Source organism: Trinickia terrae, from assembly GCF_005144415.1.
In the GTDB taxonomy this organism is placed as follows: domain Bacteria; phylum Pseudomonadota; class Gammaproteobacteria; order Burkholderiales; family Burkholderiaceae; genus Trinickia_A; species Trinickia_A terrae.
Map to the genome: position 1 here is coordinate 120,636 of NZ_SWJE01000016.1, position 14,394 is coordinate 135,029.

The 14,394-nt window shown below is 65.0% G+C and carries 12 protein-coding genes; 9 read left to right on the forward strand and 3 right to left on the reverse strand.

Going from position 1 to position 14,394, the window contains the following annotated elements:
- Window positions 1-40: 40 nt before the first annotated feature.
- From FAZ69_RS26855 to map, 3 genes are all read right to left on the reverse strand, one after another.
- Window positions 41-1,417 (reverse strand): pseudouridine synthase, encoded by a 1,377-nt coding sequence (locus FAZ69_RS26855; RefSeq protein WP_439654802.1) that lies wholly within the window; start codon window positions 1,415-1,417, stop codon window positions 41-43.
- A 284-nt stretch (window positions 1,418-1,701) separates the two neighbouring features.
- Window positions 1,702-4,275 carry a [protein-PII] uridylyltransferase gene (locus tag FAZ69_RS26860; RefSeq protein WP_136898124.1) on the reverse strand — a complete coding sequence of 858 codons (2,574 nt, stop codon included), beginning with the start codon at window positions 4,273-4,275 and terminating at the stop codon, window positions 1,702-1,704.
- 74 nt (window positions 4,276-4,349) lie between these two features.
- Entirely contained in the window at window positions 4,350-5,156 is an 807-nt protein-coding gene (map, locus tag FAZ69_RS26865; protein ID WP_136898125.1) for a type I methionyl aminopeptidase, read from the reverse strand.
- A gap of 435 nt (window positions 5,157-5,591) precedes the next feature.
- On the opposite strand from map, the gene rpsB reads away from it, so the two are divergent.
- The 9 genes from rpsB to bamA form a co-directional block, all read left to right on the forward strand.
- Window positions 5,592-6,344, forward strand: a complete 753-nt coding sequence (gene rpsB, locus FAZ69_RS26870; protein ID WP_136898126.1) for a 30S ribosomal protein S2 — start codon at window positions 5,592-5,594, stop codon at window positions 6,342-6,344.
- Between the two features lie 169 nt (window positions 6,345-6,513).
- The gene (tsf, locus tag FAZ69_RS26875) at window positions 6,514-7,395 is read left to right on the forward strand and encodes a translation elongation factor Ts (RefSeq protein WP_136898143.1); all 882 of its coding nucleotides are present in this window, start codon (window positions 6,514-6,516) and stop codon (window positions 7,393-7,395) included.
- 223 nt (window positions 7,396-7,618) lie between these two features.
- Window positions 7,619-8,332, forward strand: coding sequence for a UMP kinase (gene pyrH, locus FAZ69_RS26880; RefSeq protein ID WP_136898127.1), 714 nt, complete (start codon window positions 7,619-7,621; stop codon window positions 8,330-8,332).
- Window positions 8,333-8,425: 93 nt separating this feature from the next.
- Window positions 8,426-8,986, forward strand: coding sequence for a ribosome recycling factor (gene frr, locus FAZ69_RS26885; protein ID WP_136898128.1), 561 nt, complete (start codon window positions 8,426-8,428; stop codon window positions 8,984-8,986).
- A 60-nt stretch (window positions 8,987-9,046) separates the two neighbouring features.
- Entirely contained in the window at window positions 9,047-9,829 is a 783-nt protein-coding gene (gene uppS, locus FAZ69_RS26890; protein WP_136898129.1) for an undecaprenyl pyrophosphate synthase, read from the forward strand.
- The gene (locus FAZ69_RS26895; RefSeq protein WP_136898130.1) at window positions 9,823-10,644 is read left to right on the forward strand and encodes a phosphatidate cytidylyltransferase; all 822 of its coding nucleotides are present in this window, start codon (window positions 9,823-9,825) and stop codon (window positions 10,642-10,644) included. The genes uppS and FAZ69_RS26895 overlap by 7 nt, the downstream gene beginning before the upstream one ends.
- 10 nt (window positions 10,645-10,654) lie before the next feature.
- Complete coding sequence (locus FAZ69_RS26900; RefSeq protein ID WP_136898131.1) at window positions 10,655-11,860, forward strand: 1-deoxy-D-xylulose-5-phosphate reductoisomerase; 1,206 nt, start codon at window positions 10,655-10,657, stop codon at window positions 11,858-11,860.
- Between the two features lie 32 nt (window positions 11,861-11,892).
- Window positions 11,893-13,284, forward strand: a complete 1,392-nt coding sequence (rseP, locus tag FAZ69_RS26905; protein ID WP_136898132.1) for an RIP metalloprotease RseP — start codon at window positions 11,893-11,895, stop codon at window positions 13,282-13,284.
- Window positions 13,285-13,371: 87 nt separating this feature from the next.
- The coding region (bamA, locus tag FAZ69_RS26910; RefSeq protein WP_136898133.1) for an outer membrane protein assembly factor BamA at window positions 13,372-14,394 on the forward strand (1,023 nt) is incomplete at its 3' end.

Sequence of the window (14,394 nt, forward strand, 5' to 3'; positions counted from 1 at the left end):
TTTCTGCCTCCGCGTGCAGCGTTACGCGCCGGACGCGCGGTCAGAACTCCTCCTCAGGCAGCAGATAGCGCCACTGTCCTGGCGGCAGTGAGCCGAGCGGAATGCGTCCCATGCGGATGCGCCTCAGGCCCACCACGTTCAGACCCACCAGTTCGCACATGCGCCGGATCTGGCGCTTCTTGCCCTCGCGCAGCACGAAGCGCAACTGCTCGCCGTTTTGCCAGCTGACCTTTGCCGGCCTGAGCGGGACGTCGTCGAGCGACAGGCCGTGCCGGAGCTTCGCGAGCAGTTCCGGCGGGAAATGCTGGTCGATGTCCGTCGTGCGCTCGCCATACGCGACGCGCACCAGATACTCCTTTTCGATCGGCGAATGGATGCCGATCAATTGCTTCGCGACGCGGCCGTCTTGCGTCAGCACGAGAAGGCCGGTCGAATCGATGTCGAGGCGGCCTGCCGGCGCGAGCTGGCGCAGGTGGCTGGCGGAAAACTGGACGTCCGAGCGATCGCCTTCCCAATGGTTGGCGGGGGTGATCAGCGTGATCGCCGGCTGGTAGCCGTCTTCGGCTTGGCCGGACACGTAGCCGACCGGCTTGTGCAGCAGGATCGTCACCTGCTTGGCTTGCGCCGCGCGCGCGTTGGCGACGATTTCGATGTGCTGGCCGACGTGCACCTTGGCTCCGAGCGTGTCGACGCGCTCCCCGTCGACGAGGACCCAGCCTTTTTCGATCCATTCGTCCGCCTCCCGGCGCGAGCAAAGGCCGAGCTCGGACATGCGTTTCGAGAGGCGCATCGTTTCGCTCGCGTCACCACCGGTACGTGTTTCGGTCGGCGGGGAGACTGCGCGGCCAGTGGCGGCGGCTGGCCTCCGGTCGGGCGTCTCGTCGCGGCGCATGCGCCGCTCGCCGGCGGGGCGCTTGGGCGCAGGCTTGAATTCTTCGCGCTCGGCATGGGATCGCTTGACGGGCTGGCCGATCTTGCGGGCACCGCGTGCGGAATCGCTTGCTGTGCGGTTCGTCGTGCTTTGACGAGCCATGTCCGGCGAACGGCCTTCACCGTAGCCGCCGCGCGCGCCCTCGGAGGATGCCGGGCGGCGCGGTCCGGCGGCGCGCTCGGTTTTCGCGTACCCGCGCCCGTCGTCTTTCGCGTACCCGCGCCCGTCGTCTTTTCGCGCCGGCCGCTTGGCCGTGGAGAATCGGTCGTTGCGCGTGTCGTCTTCGCGCCGTTGTTCGCCGCGCGCGCCAGCCGGCCGTTTTGCGCCGGCGGATTCGGCGTCGCCGCGCCCAGGACGGGCTGCGTAAGGCCGCTTGGGCGCTTCGGCGCCGCCGCGCTCCGGTTTGCCGTGGCGCGCCGCGTCGCTGCCTTTCCTTGCGGCGGCAGGCCGGGCTTGCTTGGCTGCCGTAGCACCGGGCTTGCGCACATCACTAGCCGGGCGATTGGCGCTTCCCGCCGCTCCAGAGGGACCCGGCGCGCGCGGCACTCCTGCCGGCCGCTCGGTCTTGGCCTCCGCTGGGCGAGCCGGCCGCGTAGGCTTGCGTGCCGACGAGCTGCCGGAACGGACGGGGGCGCGATCCGGCGTGGCCGGTCGCGGGTGCTTGGCTGTCAATTTGACGCGCATAAACTCTCTCAACAAAACGCCGGACCGCTTCGCGTTTCAGTGGCCCAAATGGCCCGACGACGCAAAGCGGCGGGGATAAGCAGCTTTCAGACCGCGATCGCGCGCAGCAGCTCGGTTTCGATCTGGATTTGCAGCCGGTTGTCCGACAGGCCGCGCCCGTCGAGCAGGAACACGTCCTCGACGCGTTCGCCAAGCGTGTTGATCCGCGCCGCGTGGACGCCGACCCGGTGCTCGGCCAGCACGCGCGCGATCGAATAAAGAAGGCCTGGCCGGTCGTTGGCCGACACGGACAGGATGTAGTACTGGCCGCGCTCGTCGGCCCGCAGGTCGACGCGCGGCGTCACGGGAAACGTGCGCGAAAGCCGCGACAGCCGCCCCTTGGACGGCTCGGGCAGGAGCGCTTCGACCGCCAGCCGCGCGGCGAGTTGCTGCTCGACGAGATTGGCGATATCGCGGTAGTGCACGTCGTCCTCGGTGTGCGCGACGATGAAGTTGTCGAGCGCATAGCCGTGCCGCGTCGTGCTGACCCGTGCGTCGAGCACCGAGAGCCCGTTGCGGTCGAAGTACGCGCAGATGCCAGCGAACAGGTCCGAGCGGTCCTTCACGTAGACGAGCACCTGCAGCGCTTCGCCGATCGGCGACGGGCGCGCCCGCACGATCGCCGTCTGCGTTTCCACGTGGCGGTACAGCACGCGCGTCTGCCAGGCGATGTCGGCGGCGTCGTGACGCAGGAAATAGCCGACGTCGAGCTGTTCCCAGAGCGCGAGATGCGCGTTCTCGGGCACCGTCTCGAGCCGCAGCAACGACAGCGCCTCTTCCTGCCGCTGCTTCAGTTCCGAATGCGCGTCGGGACGGGCGCCGCCGAGCACGGCGAGTGTCGTGCGGTACAGGTCCTCGAGCAACTTGCCTTTCCAGTTGTTCCAGACCTTCGGGCTCGTGCCGCGGATGTCGGCGACCGTCAGCAGGTAGAGCGCCGTCAGGCGCCGCTCGGTGCGCACCAGCTCGGCGAACTGCTTGATGACCTCGGGGTCGCTCGTGTCCTGCTTCTGCGCGACCTGGCTCATCGTCAGGTGGTGCTGGACCAGCCAGACGACGAGCTCGCCGTCATCGCCCTTGATGTCGTGGTCGCGGCAGAAGCGCCGCGCGTCGGCCATGCCGAGCGTCGAGTGGTCGCCGCCGCGGCCCTTGGCGATGTCGTGGAAGAGCGCCGCGACGTACAGCACCCACGGCCGCTCGAAGTTCGCGATCAGCTGGCTGCAGAACGGATATTCATGCGCATGCTCCGCGATCGCGAAGCGGCGCAGGTTGCGCAGCACCATCAGGATGTGCTGGTCGACCGTATAGACGTGATAGAGGTCGTGCTGCATCTGCCCGACGATGCGCCGGAAATTCAGCAGGTAGCGCCCGAGCACGCTCGTCTGGTTCATGAGCCGGAACGCATGCGTGATGCCTTGCGGCTGCTTGAGGATCTCCATGAACAGGCGCCGGTTCTCCGGGTCGCGCCGCCAGTGCTGGTTCATGATGTCGCGCGCGTTGTAGAGCGCGCGCAGCGTGCGCGCCGAGAGCCCTTTGATGCCGGGCGTCGCCTCGAACAGCAGGAAAGCTTCGAGGATCGCATTCGGTGAGCGCTCGAACACGTCGTCGCTGCCGATTTCGATCGTCCCTTGCTTCTCGACGAAGCGCTCCGACAGCACGCGCGTGATGCCGCTCGTCTTCGGGAAGAGCTGCGCCTCGATGTTCTGGATCAGGATCGTCGCGAGCTGCGTGACGGCCTTGGCGGCCCAGTAGTAGCGGCGCATCAGCTGTTCGCTCGCGCGCTTGGTCTGCGTCGCCTTGAAGCCGAAGCTCTCGGCGGCGGCCGTCTGCAGGTCGAACAGCAGGATGTCCTGACGGCGTCCCGCGATCACGTGCAGGCGCGCGCGCAGCGCCTTCAGGAAGCCTTCGTTGCGGCGCAGCTCGCGGGCCTCGCGATCGGTGATGAGGCCCCGCGCGTCCAGCTCCTTCCAACTGCTGCCGAAGCCCGCCGCGCGCGTGATCCAGAGGATCAGCTGCAAGTCACGCAGGCCGCCGGGGCACTCCTTGACGTTGGGCTCGAGGCTGTACGGCGAGTCCTGGAACTTCGCGTGGCGCTGGCGCATTTCCAGCATCTTCGCCTGGAAGAACGCGCGCGGATCGAGGGTCTCGTTGTAGCGCAGGGTGAAGGTCTCGAAGAGCGCCGTGCTGCCGACGATGCGCCGCGCCTCCAGGAGCGAGGTGCGCACCGTGACATCGTTCGAGGCCTCCTCGATGCATTGCGCGACCGTGCGCACGCTGCTGCCGAGCTCGAGTCCGAGATCCCAGGCCATGCCGATGAAGCGCTCGATGGACGCCTCGATATGCGGCGGCGCTTCCTCCGGCAGGAGCACCAGGATGTCGACGTCCGAATACGGCGCGAGCTCGCCGCGGCCGTAGCCGCCGACAGCAAGGAGCGCGAGCGTCGCCGGCAGCTCGCAGGTTTCCCAGGCGCCGCGCAGGGCCTCGTCGGTGGTGCGGGCGAGTGCGCGCATCAGCGAGTCGACGTTGGACGATGTCTTGAAGCGCTCCAGCAGTTCGGTCTTGGACACTTTGTGGTCCGCTTTGAGCGACAGGGCTTGGGGAAGGGCGGCGGGGGATGCGCTCATGGGCGACGGGTCGGCATGTCGATCATCGGGGCTTAAGCGGGCGTTGGATGAAAATGGGCGGCGCGGCTGAAATCTCAGGCCGCCGCCGCGATCTGCGGCTTCGCGGGCGTGCCGGCTGACACGGTCAGCACGTCATGGCCGGTCTCGGTGACGAGCACCGTATGCTCCCATTGCGCCGACAGGCTGCGGTCGCGCGTCTTGACGGTCCATTGGTCCGGCATGGTGCGGATTTCGCGGCGGCCTGCGTTGATCATGGGCTCGATTGTGAAGATCATGCCGGCCTGCAGCTCGAGGCCCGTGCCGGGACGCCCGTAATGCAGGATCTGCGGATCTTCGTGGAACACCGTGCCGATGCCGTGGCCGCAATACTCGCGCACGACGCTGTAGCCCTGCGCCTCGGCGTGCCGCTGGATCGCGTGGCCGATGTCGCCGAGGAACGCACCCGGGCGCACCTGCTCGATGCCGAGCCACATGCACTCGTAGGTGGTCTGCACGAGGCGCTTGGCGAGGATCGAGCCTTCGCCGACCATGAACATCCGGCTCGTGTCGCCGAAATAGCCTTCCTTGATTACGGTGATGTCGATATTGAGCGCATCGCCGTTCTTGAGGACCTTGTCGCCGGGAATGCCGTGGCAGATGACGTCGTTGACCGAGATGCAGGTCGCCTTCGGGTACGGCGGGTAGCCGGGCGGCTGGTAGTTGAGCGGCGCGGGGACGGTGCCCTGCACGTCGAGCATGTAGTTGTGGCACAGGCGGTCGAGCTCGGCGGTCGTGACGCCCGCCTTGACGAACGGCGTGATGTAGTCGAGCACTTCGCTGGCGAGGCGGCAGGCCACGCGCATTTGCGCGATGTCGTGTGCGTTTTTGAGCGTAATAGCCATGAGTCCAGGTCTGAATTGCGTTGATTGCGCGATTATCGCACCATATTCGACCCGTCGCAGGCCATTCAAGTGAATGTAAAGAGGCCAGGGAAGTCCTGCCGGAAAGGGGCCTGGCAGGATTGCGGCGAGCGCGGCCGCGCGGCAAATCGAATCCCGGCTTGAGAGGGGTAATACGTGCGTGTTATACTCTTTGGCTAAGTCGTCACAGGGTGTTTGCCGATATTTTTCATATTCCTGGCGTCATGCATGGAATATGGGGCGGCATCCCGGGCGGCTGAAAGCGGTGCGTGTGCATGACCTGAAGTCCATGGCGCGCATCCAATCGCAAGCCGGCGCACCCAGGGTGTCGTCCGCGTCGAGCGTTCCGCGAATCCAGGCGGCGCGACGCGGCCGATACGGCAGTCGGCTTAAGACCCAACCCTCGCGGAGAACTACATGGCAGTCACCATGCGTCAAATGCTGGAAGCCGGTGTCCACTTCGGCCACCAAACGCGCTTCTGGAATCCCAAGATGGCCCCCTTCATCTTCGGCCATCGCAACAAGATTCACATCATCAACCTCGAAAAGACGCTGCCGATGTACAACGACGCGCTGAAGTACGTGCGTCAACTGGCAGCGAACCGCGGCACGATCCTGTTCGTCGGCACGAAGCGTCAATCGCGCGACACGATCGCCGAGGAAGCGCAACGCGCCGGCATGCCGTACGTCAACGCGCGCTGGCTCGGCGGCATGCTGACCAACTTCAAGACGCTGAAGGTCTCGATCAAGCGCCTGAAGGACATGGAGGCGGCCGTGGAAGCGGGTGAGCTCGAGCGCATGAGCAAGAAGGAAGCGCTCCTGTTCGAACGCGAAATCGCCAAGCTGCAAAAGTCGATCGGCGGCGTGAAGGACATGGGCGGCATTCCTGACGCGATCTTCGTCGTCGACGTCGGTTACCACAAGATTGCCGTGACGGAAGCGAACAAGCTTGGCGTGCCGGTCATCGCCGTGGTCGACACGAACCACTCGCCGGAAGGCGTGGATTACGTGATCCCGGGTAACGACGACGCGAGCAAGGCCGTGGCGCTCTACGCGCAAGGCGTGGCCGACGCGATCCTCGAAGGCCGCGCGAACGCGGTGAGCGAAGTGGTCCAGGCCGTGCGCGGCGACGACGGCGACGAGTTCGTCGAGGTCAGCGGGGAAGCGTAAAGCTGCCCCGCGGCCGGCAAACAAGGGGGCTCTCGATAGGCCCCCTTTTTTTAGGTTTCAGCCGGCCAAGGCGATAAGCGCGCTGAAATATGGCGCGCACCGGAAACGAATTCCTGCTGCTCGCGTCGAAAGCGGGCGGCGTGTGACAGACAGACTCAAGGAGCTGATGATGGCGGCAATTACCGCAAGCATGGTTGCAGAACTGCGCGCGAAGACCGACGCGCCGATGATGGAATGCAAGAAGGCGCTGACGGAAGCCGACGGCGACATGGGGCGCGCCGAAGAGCTGCTGCGCGTGAAGCTCGGCAACAAGGCGAGCAAGGCAGCCTCGCGCGTGACGGCTGAAGGCGTCGTCGCATCGTTCATCGGCGGCAACGCCGGTGCGGTCGTCGAGCTGAACTGCGAAACCGACTTCGTTGCCAAGAATGACGACTTCAACGCGTTCGCGAAGACCGTCGCGGAACTCATCGCTACGCAAAACCCGGCTGACGTGGCCGCGCTGTCGGCGCTGCCGCTCGAAGGCCAGACGGTCGACGCCGTGCGTCTCGCGCTTGTCGGCAAGATCGGCGAAAACCTGTCGATCCGCCGCTTCGTGCGCTTCGAAACGGCCAACCAGCTCGCAGCCTACCTGCACGGCACGCGCATCGGCGTGCTCGTCGAGTACACGGGCGCGGACGAGCAAGTCGGCAAGGACGTCGCTATGCACATCGCCGCGATGAAGCCGGTGTCGCTGTCGTCCGACGACGTGCCGGCCGAGCTGATCGCCAAGGAGCGCAGCATTGCCGAGCAGAAGGCCGCCGAATCGGGCAAGCCGGCTGAAATCATCGCCAAGATGGTCGACGGCAGCGTGCAGAAGTACCTGAAGGAAGTGTCGCTCTTGAACCAGCCGTTCGTGAAGAACGACAAGCAGACGATCGAGCAGATGCTGAAGGCGGCCGGCACGTCGGTGCAGAAGTTCGCGCTGTTCGTCGTCGGCGAAGGTATCGAGAAGCGTCAGGACGACTTCGCCGCCGAAGTGGCTGCGCAAGTTGCCGCCGCCAAGCAATCGTAAGCATCCGCAGTACGTTGTACCCGCGGCGGGGGAGCGATCCTCCCGCGCCGCGGCCGGGTAGCGCCACCGCACCGCCAGCGGGGCCTTGTTTTCCCGTCCGGTTTTTGCCGAACCCGCCGCATTCGCGCCGGTTCGGCGAATTTGGCGGCGCTTGCCCGAACCAGCATTTCACCCCTACAGTTCTACGTTGTTGTCATCCTCTTCGGCGCGATCGGATACCTCTATGCCCACTGCCTATAAACGCGTTCTTCTCAAACTCTCCGGCGAAGCTCTGATGGGCGACGATGCCTTCGGCATCAATCGCGCGACGATCGAAAGAATGGTGGCAGACGTTGCGGAAGTCGTCCGGCTGGGCACCCAGCTTGCGGTCGTGATCGGCGGCGGCAACATCTTCCGCGGCGTGGCGGGCGGCGCAGCCGGGATGGACCGCGCGACGGCCGACTACATGGGGATGCTCGCGACGATGATGAACGCGCTCGCGCTGCAAGACGCAATGCGTCACGCTGGTATCGAGGCGCGCGTGCAGTCGGCGCTGCGCATGGACCAGGTGGTGGAGCCGTACATCCGTCCCCGCGCGATCCGCCAGCTCGAAGAGGGCAAGGTTGTGATCTTCGCGGCCGGCACGGGCAACCCGTTCTTCACGACCGACACGGCCGCCGCGCTGCGCGGCTCGGAAATCGGCGCGGAAGTCGTCCTCAAGGCGACCAAGGTCGACGGCGTATACTCTGCAGACCCGAAGAAAGACCCCGCGGCCACGCGCTATTCGACGATCAGCTTCGATGAGGCGATCGGCCGCAATCTGCAGGTGATGGACGCGACGGCCTTCGCGCTGTGCCGCGACCAGAAGCTGCCGATCCGCGTGTTTTCGATCGTCAAGCCCGGCGCGCTCAAGCGTATCGTGCAAGGTGAGGACGAGGGCACGCTCGTCCACGTGTAAACTCTCGCAGGACGCGGGTCGCGCTGCGAGTGGCGGCAGGATGCCGCTTCCTTGCGAGCAGGCCTGCACTGTTATGAAGGTTCGGAGGTTTAAATGAGTGTGGCAGATATCAAAAAAGGCGCCGAGCAAAAGATGCAACGTTCGATCGACGCGTTCAAGAACGATCTGGCGAAAATCCGCACGGGGCGGGCGCATACCGGCCTGCTCGACCACATCCAGGTCGATTACTACGGTTCGGCCGTGCCCATCTCGCAGGTCGCGAACCTGACCCTCGTCGATGCGCGCACGATCGGCGTGCAGCCCTGGGAAAAGAAGATGGTCCCGGTCGTCGAAAAGGCGATTCGCGAGTCCGACCTGGGCTTGAATCCGGCGACGCAGGGCGACCTGATCCGCGTGCCGATGCCCGCGCTGACCGAAGAGCGCCGCAAGGAGCTGACCAAGGTCGTCAAGAGCGAAGGCGAGACGGCCAAGGTGGCCGTGCGCAATCTGCGCCGTGACGCGAACGAGCAGCTCAAGAAACTCGTCAAAGATAAAGAGACCTCGGAAGACGACGAGCGCCGTGCCGGCGAGGACGTGCAAAAGCTCACGGATAAGTTCGTCGCGGAAATCGACAAGCTCGTCCAAAGCAAGGAAGCCGAGATCATGACGGTTTGAGGCCGTCCGGTCTCAGGCTTTCAGTCTCACTTCTTGTTTGCAGTCACAGTCCCAGCGGCCATGACCTATACCAGCTCTACCGTTCGCGTGCCTGACGTCGCAGCCGTGCCGCGTCATATCGCGATCATCATGGACGGCAATGGCCGTTGGGCAACGCAGCGGCGCTTGCCGCGCGTAGCGGGCCATACACGCGGCGTCGACGCGGTGCGCGCGGCCGTCGAGGCGTGCGCGCGGGCCGGCGTCGAGTATCTGACGCTGTTCGCTTTCAGTTCCGAGAATTGGCGCCGTCCGAACGAAGAAGTTTCGTTCCTGATGCGCCTTTTCGTGACCGCGCTCGAGCGCGAGGTCGGCAAGCTGCATGCGAACGGCATCCGTCTGCGCGTGGTCGGTGATCTCTCGCAGTTCAATGACCGCATCCAGGACCTGATTCGCCGCGCGGAAACGAAGACTGCGCGCAATACTCGCCTTACGCTCACCATTGCCGCGAACTACGGCGGTCGCTGGGACATCATGCAGGCCGCCAAGAAGCTCGCGGAGCAATCGGCGCAGCAGGGCCATGCGGCGGAAGTCAACGAAGAGACGTTCTCCCAGCATCTGGCGATGGCCTACGCGCCGGAGCCGGACCTCTTCATCCGCACCGGCGGCGAGACGCGCATCAGTAACTTCCTGCTCTGGCAGCTCGCCTATACCGAGTTCTATTTCACCGAAACCTTCTGGCCTGACTTCGACGCGGCGGCGCTCTCCGACGCCATCGCTTCGTACGCGCGGCGCGAGCGCCGCTTCGGCCGCACCAGCGCCCAACTCGAACCGCAATCGCAGGACGCCGATTCGCTTCCATGCTAAAAACCCGTGTCATCACGGCGGTCGTGCTGCTGGCAGTCCTACTGCCCGTGACGCTGTTCGCGCCGGTGGGCGCGTTCGGCGCGCTGATCGCGTTCGTGCTCGTCTTCGCCGCCTGGGAATGGGCGCGCCTGCTCAAGTTGAACGGCGCCGGCCCGGTGGTCTATGCACTCGCCGCCGCGGTGGTGCTGGTGGCGAGCACGCGCTTGGGCGTCGGCGTGCAGCCGCCTCGACCGCTCTTTCAGGCAGCGGCGGTATTCTGGGTGCTCGCCGGGCCTTTCGTGCTGATGCGCAAGCCGGTCCTTGCCCGAGGTGCTTGGCGCCTGTTCTTGTTCGTGGCTGGCATCGTTGCGTTCGTTGCGTGCTGGCATGCGCTCGTGGCGGCACGGATGGAAGGCGTGCCGTTCGTTTTGTCCCTGTTATTGGTGGTCTGGCTCGCCGACATCGGCGCATACTTTGCGGGTAAGGCGTTCGGCAAGCACAAGCTGGCGCCCTCGATCAGCCCGGGCAAGACCTGGGAAGGCGCCGTCGGCGGCTGGCTGGCGGTGATCGTTGTCGCAGGTGCGACTGTCGCTACCCATGCCCTGGCGCCGACGCTGTATTCCGACCTCGTGCTGCGTCTGGGCACAGCGCGTGCGTTTGTTGCATTGACCGTGCTGGTCGCGTTCAGCGTGATCGGCGATTTGTTCGAGTCGATGCTCAAGCGCCAGGCTGGTGTGAAGGATTCGAGCGGCCTGTTGCCGGGCCACGGCGGCGTGCTCGATCGCATCGATGCGTTGTTGCCCGTGCTGCCGCTTGCCATGCTGCTGCTCGGCTAGAGAAAGAGATATGAAAAAACGTCTGACACTGCTCGGTTCCACGGGCTCGATTGGCGAGAGCACGCTCGATGTCGTCGCGCGCCACCCCGACCGGTTCTCGGTCTACGCGCTGACCGCGCATCGCAACGGCGACAAGCTCGTCGCACAGTGCCTGCGCTTCCAGCCGGAAGTCGCGGTGGTCGGCGATGCCGAAACGGCGGCGCGTGTCGCGGCGCAATTGCGCGATGCCGGTTGCAAGACCGAAGTCGCGTACGGGCCGCAAGCGCTCGTCGACGCCTCGCAGAGCGTGCAATGCGACACGGTGGTCGCGGCGATCGTGGGCGCCGCTGGCCTTGCGCCGACGCTGGCTGCAGCGCGCGCCGGCAAGCGTATCCTGCTCGCCAACAAAGAGGCGCTCGTGATGTCGGGTGCGATCTTCATGGACGCCGCGCGCGACCACCGCGCGACGCTCTTGCCGGTCGACAGCGAGCACAACGCGATTTTCCAGTGCCTGCCGCGCGAAAACGAGCCGCGTGGCGGCGTGTCGAAGATCATCCTGACGGCTTCCGGTGGCCCGTTCCGCACGCGCGAGCCCGCCACGCTCGTCGACGTGACGCCCGAGGAAGCCTGCAAGCATCCGAACTGGGTGATGGGCCGCAAGATCTCGGTCGATTCAGCGACGATGATGAACAAGGGCCTCGAAGTGATCGAAGCGCACTGGCTCTTCGATCTGTCCGGCGAGCGCATCGAGGTGCTGATCCATCCGCAGAGCGTGATCCATTCGCTTGTGTCGTACGTCGACGGGTCGGTGCTCGCGCAGCTCGGCAATCCGGACATGCGCACGCCGATCGCGCATGCGCTTGCGTTCCCTGAGCGCGTCGATTCGGGGGTCGCGCAACTCGATCTCGCGCAGATCGCGTCGCTCAGTTTCGAGAAGCCCGATTACTCGCGCTTCCCGTGCCTCGCGCTCGCGATGAAGGCGCTGGAAGAGGGGGGCGTCGCGAGTGCGGCGCTCAATGCGGCCAACGAGGTCGCCGTCGATGCCTTCCTGTCGCGCAAGATCGGCTTCATGGCGATTGCGCAAACGGTCGACGCGGTGCTCAACGGTTTGTCGAACCGCGAGCCGAGCGGCCTCGACGATGTGCTTGAAGCGGACGCCGCGGCGCGCCGCGCGGCGGCGGCTTTCATCGACACCCATCTCGCCGGCGCGCGCCGGATGGACCGCGCGGTCCAGTGAGGCGGGAATGAAACAGCCTGACGCACACTGACATGAACCTGCTGATCGAAATCGCTTCGTTCGTCGTGGCGATCGGCGTGCTCGTCGTCGTACACGAGTACGGCCACTACAGCATCGCGCGCCTGTGCGGCGTGAAGGTGTTGCGGTTTTCGATCGGTTTTGGCAAACCGCTCTGGCAATGGGTCAGCAAGAAGACCGGCACCGAATGGACGATCGCCGCGCTGCCGCTCGGCGGCTACGTGAAGATGCTCGACGAGCGCGATCCAGGGCCCGGTATCGCTTCGCAAGACCTGCCGTTCGCCTTCAACCGGCAATCGGTCGGCAAGCGCATTGCCATCGTGCTCGCGGGGCCGGTGGCCAATTTCCTGCTGGCGATCGTGCTGCTCTCGGCTGTCTACGCGACTGGCATCACCGAGCCGGCCGCGATCGTCGCAGCGCCTGCCGCCGACACCGTTGCGGCAAAGGCCGGCTTCGACGGCGGCGAGACCGTGCTCGCGATCCGCAATGAACGCGGCAGCGACGCCGATGCTGTGCGCTCGTGGTCCGATCTGCGCTGGAAGCTCCTCGATGCGGCATTCGATCATCGCCGCGTGGTGCTGCGCGCGAAGGGCGGCCATGGCACGTTCGACTATCAGGTCGATATGCGTAACCTTTCGGACAAGGAAGTCGACGACGACTTCATGTCGAAGCTCGGTTTCGAGCCCGGCGGCGGCACCCTGACGGTCGCGGGCGTCGAGCCCGGCAGCGCCGCGCTGCGAGCCGGGCTCGCTGCTGGCGATACGCTGCGGGAAATGAACGGTAAGCGTGTCGACAGTGCGACCACGTTTATTGATTTCATAAAATCCCACGCTGGGCAGCCGGTCACGCTGAAGGTCGAACGAGGGGGCGGGACGAATCGCGGCGCGGGCGAGTTGCAAACGCTTCGGATCGTGCCCGACACGCGCCGCGACCCCGATACGGGCGCGGATATCGGCCGCATCGGCGCAGCGCTTGCCGCGCAGGTGCCGAGCGTCGACGTCCGCTATGGCCTCATCGAGAGTCTCGAACTCGGCGTGCACCGCACCTGGGATATCTCGGTCTATTCGCTGCGAATGTTCGGCCGCATGATCACCGGCGAGGCCTCGCTCAAGAATCTGTCCGGCCCGGTGACGATCGCCGACTACGCCGGCAAGAGCGCGCGCCTTGGGCTGGCGCCGTTTTTGTCGTTTCTCGCCCTCGTCAGCATCAGTCTCGGCGTGCTGAACTTGTTACCGATTCCGGTATTGGACGGGGGGCATCTGTTATATTATTTGGTTGAAGCCGCGACCGGCAAAGCGGTATCGGAACGTTGGCAACTTGTTCTACAGAGGGCCGGTCTCGTGTGCATCGTCGCCTTGTCGGCGATCGCGCTTTTCAACGATCTGGCTCGGTTAATCCACTTTTAAATAGTCGAGCGGTTCCTCAAGGGCACTTGCCGTGCCGCCTGGGGCAGCCGCGGGGACTGATGCAGCTAAAAACACTGGGGAAGCACGTTGTTTAAACCTCATCGCTTTGTTCCTAAAACGATTGCAGCCGCGGCTCTCGCCGCGCATGGGCTGGTGGCTCACGCGACGGCACCTTTCGTGGTGCAAGACATCCGGATCGAAGGATTGCAACGTATCGAACCTGGTTCCGTATTCGCCTACCTGCCGATCAAGAAGGGCGATACCTTCAGCGACGACAAGGCCTCCGACGCCATTCGCGCGCTGTACGCCACCGGCTTCTTCAGCGACGTGCGCATCGCCACCGAAGGCAACGTGGTGATCGTCGACGTGATCGAGCGTCCGGCCATCGCGACGATCGATTTCGCGGGCCTGCACGAATTCGACAAGGACAACCTCACCAAGGCGCTCAATTCCGTCGGCTTGTCGCCGGGCCGCTACTACGACAAGGCGCTCGTCGACCGCGCCGAGCAGGAACTGAAGCGCCAGTACCTGACGCGCGGCTTCTACGCCGCCGAGGTGACCACGACCATCACGCCGGTCGACCGCAACCGCGTGTCGATCCTGTTCTCGGTGGCCGAGGGCCCGAGCGCGAAGATCCGCCAGGTCAACTTCGTCGGCAACAAGGTGTTCAGCACGAGCACGCTGCGCGACGAGATGCAGCTGTCCACGCCGAACTGGTTCTCGTGGTACACGAAGAACGACCTGTACTCGAAGGAAAAGCTCACAGGCGACCTCGAGAACGTCCGTTCCTACTATTTGAACCGCGGTTACCTCGAGTTCAACATCGAGTCGACGCAGGTGTCGATCTCGCCGGACAAGAAGGACATGTACCTCACGCTGACCTTGCATGAGGGCGAGCCATACACGATTTCGAGCATCCAGCTCGCGGGCAATCTGCTCGATCGCAAGGCCGAGCTGCAGAAGCTCATCAAGATCAAGCCGGGCGAGCGCTTCTCGGCCGAGAAGCTGAAGAGCACGACCAAGGCGATCGTCGACAAGCTCGGCGAATACGGCTACGCGTTTGCGACCGTGAATGCGGTGCCGCAGATCGACCAGGAGCACCACACGGTC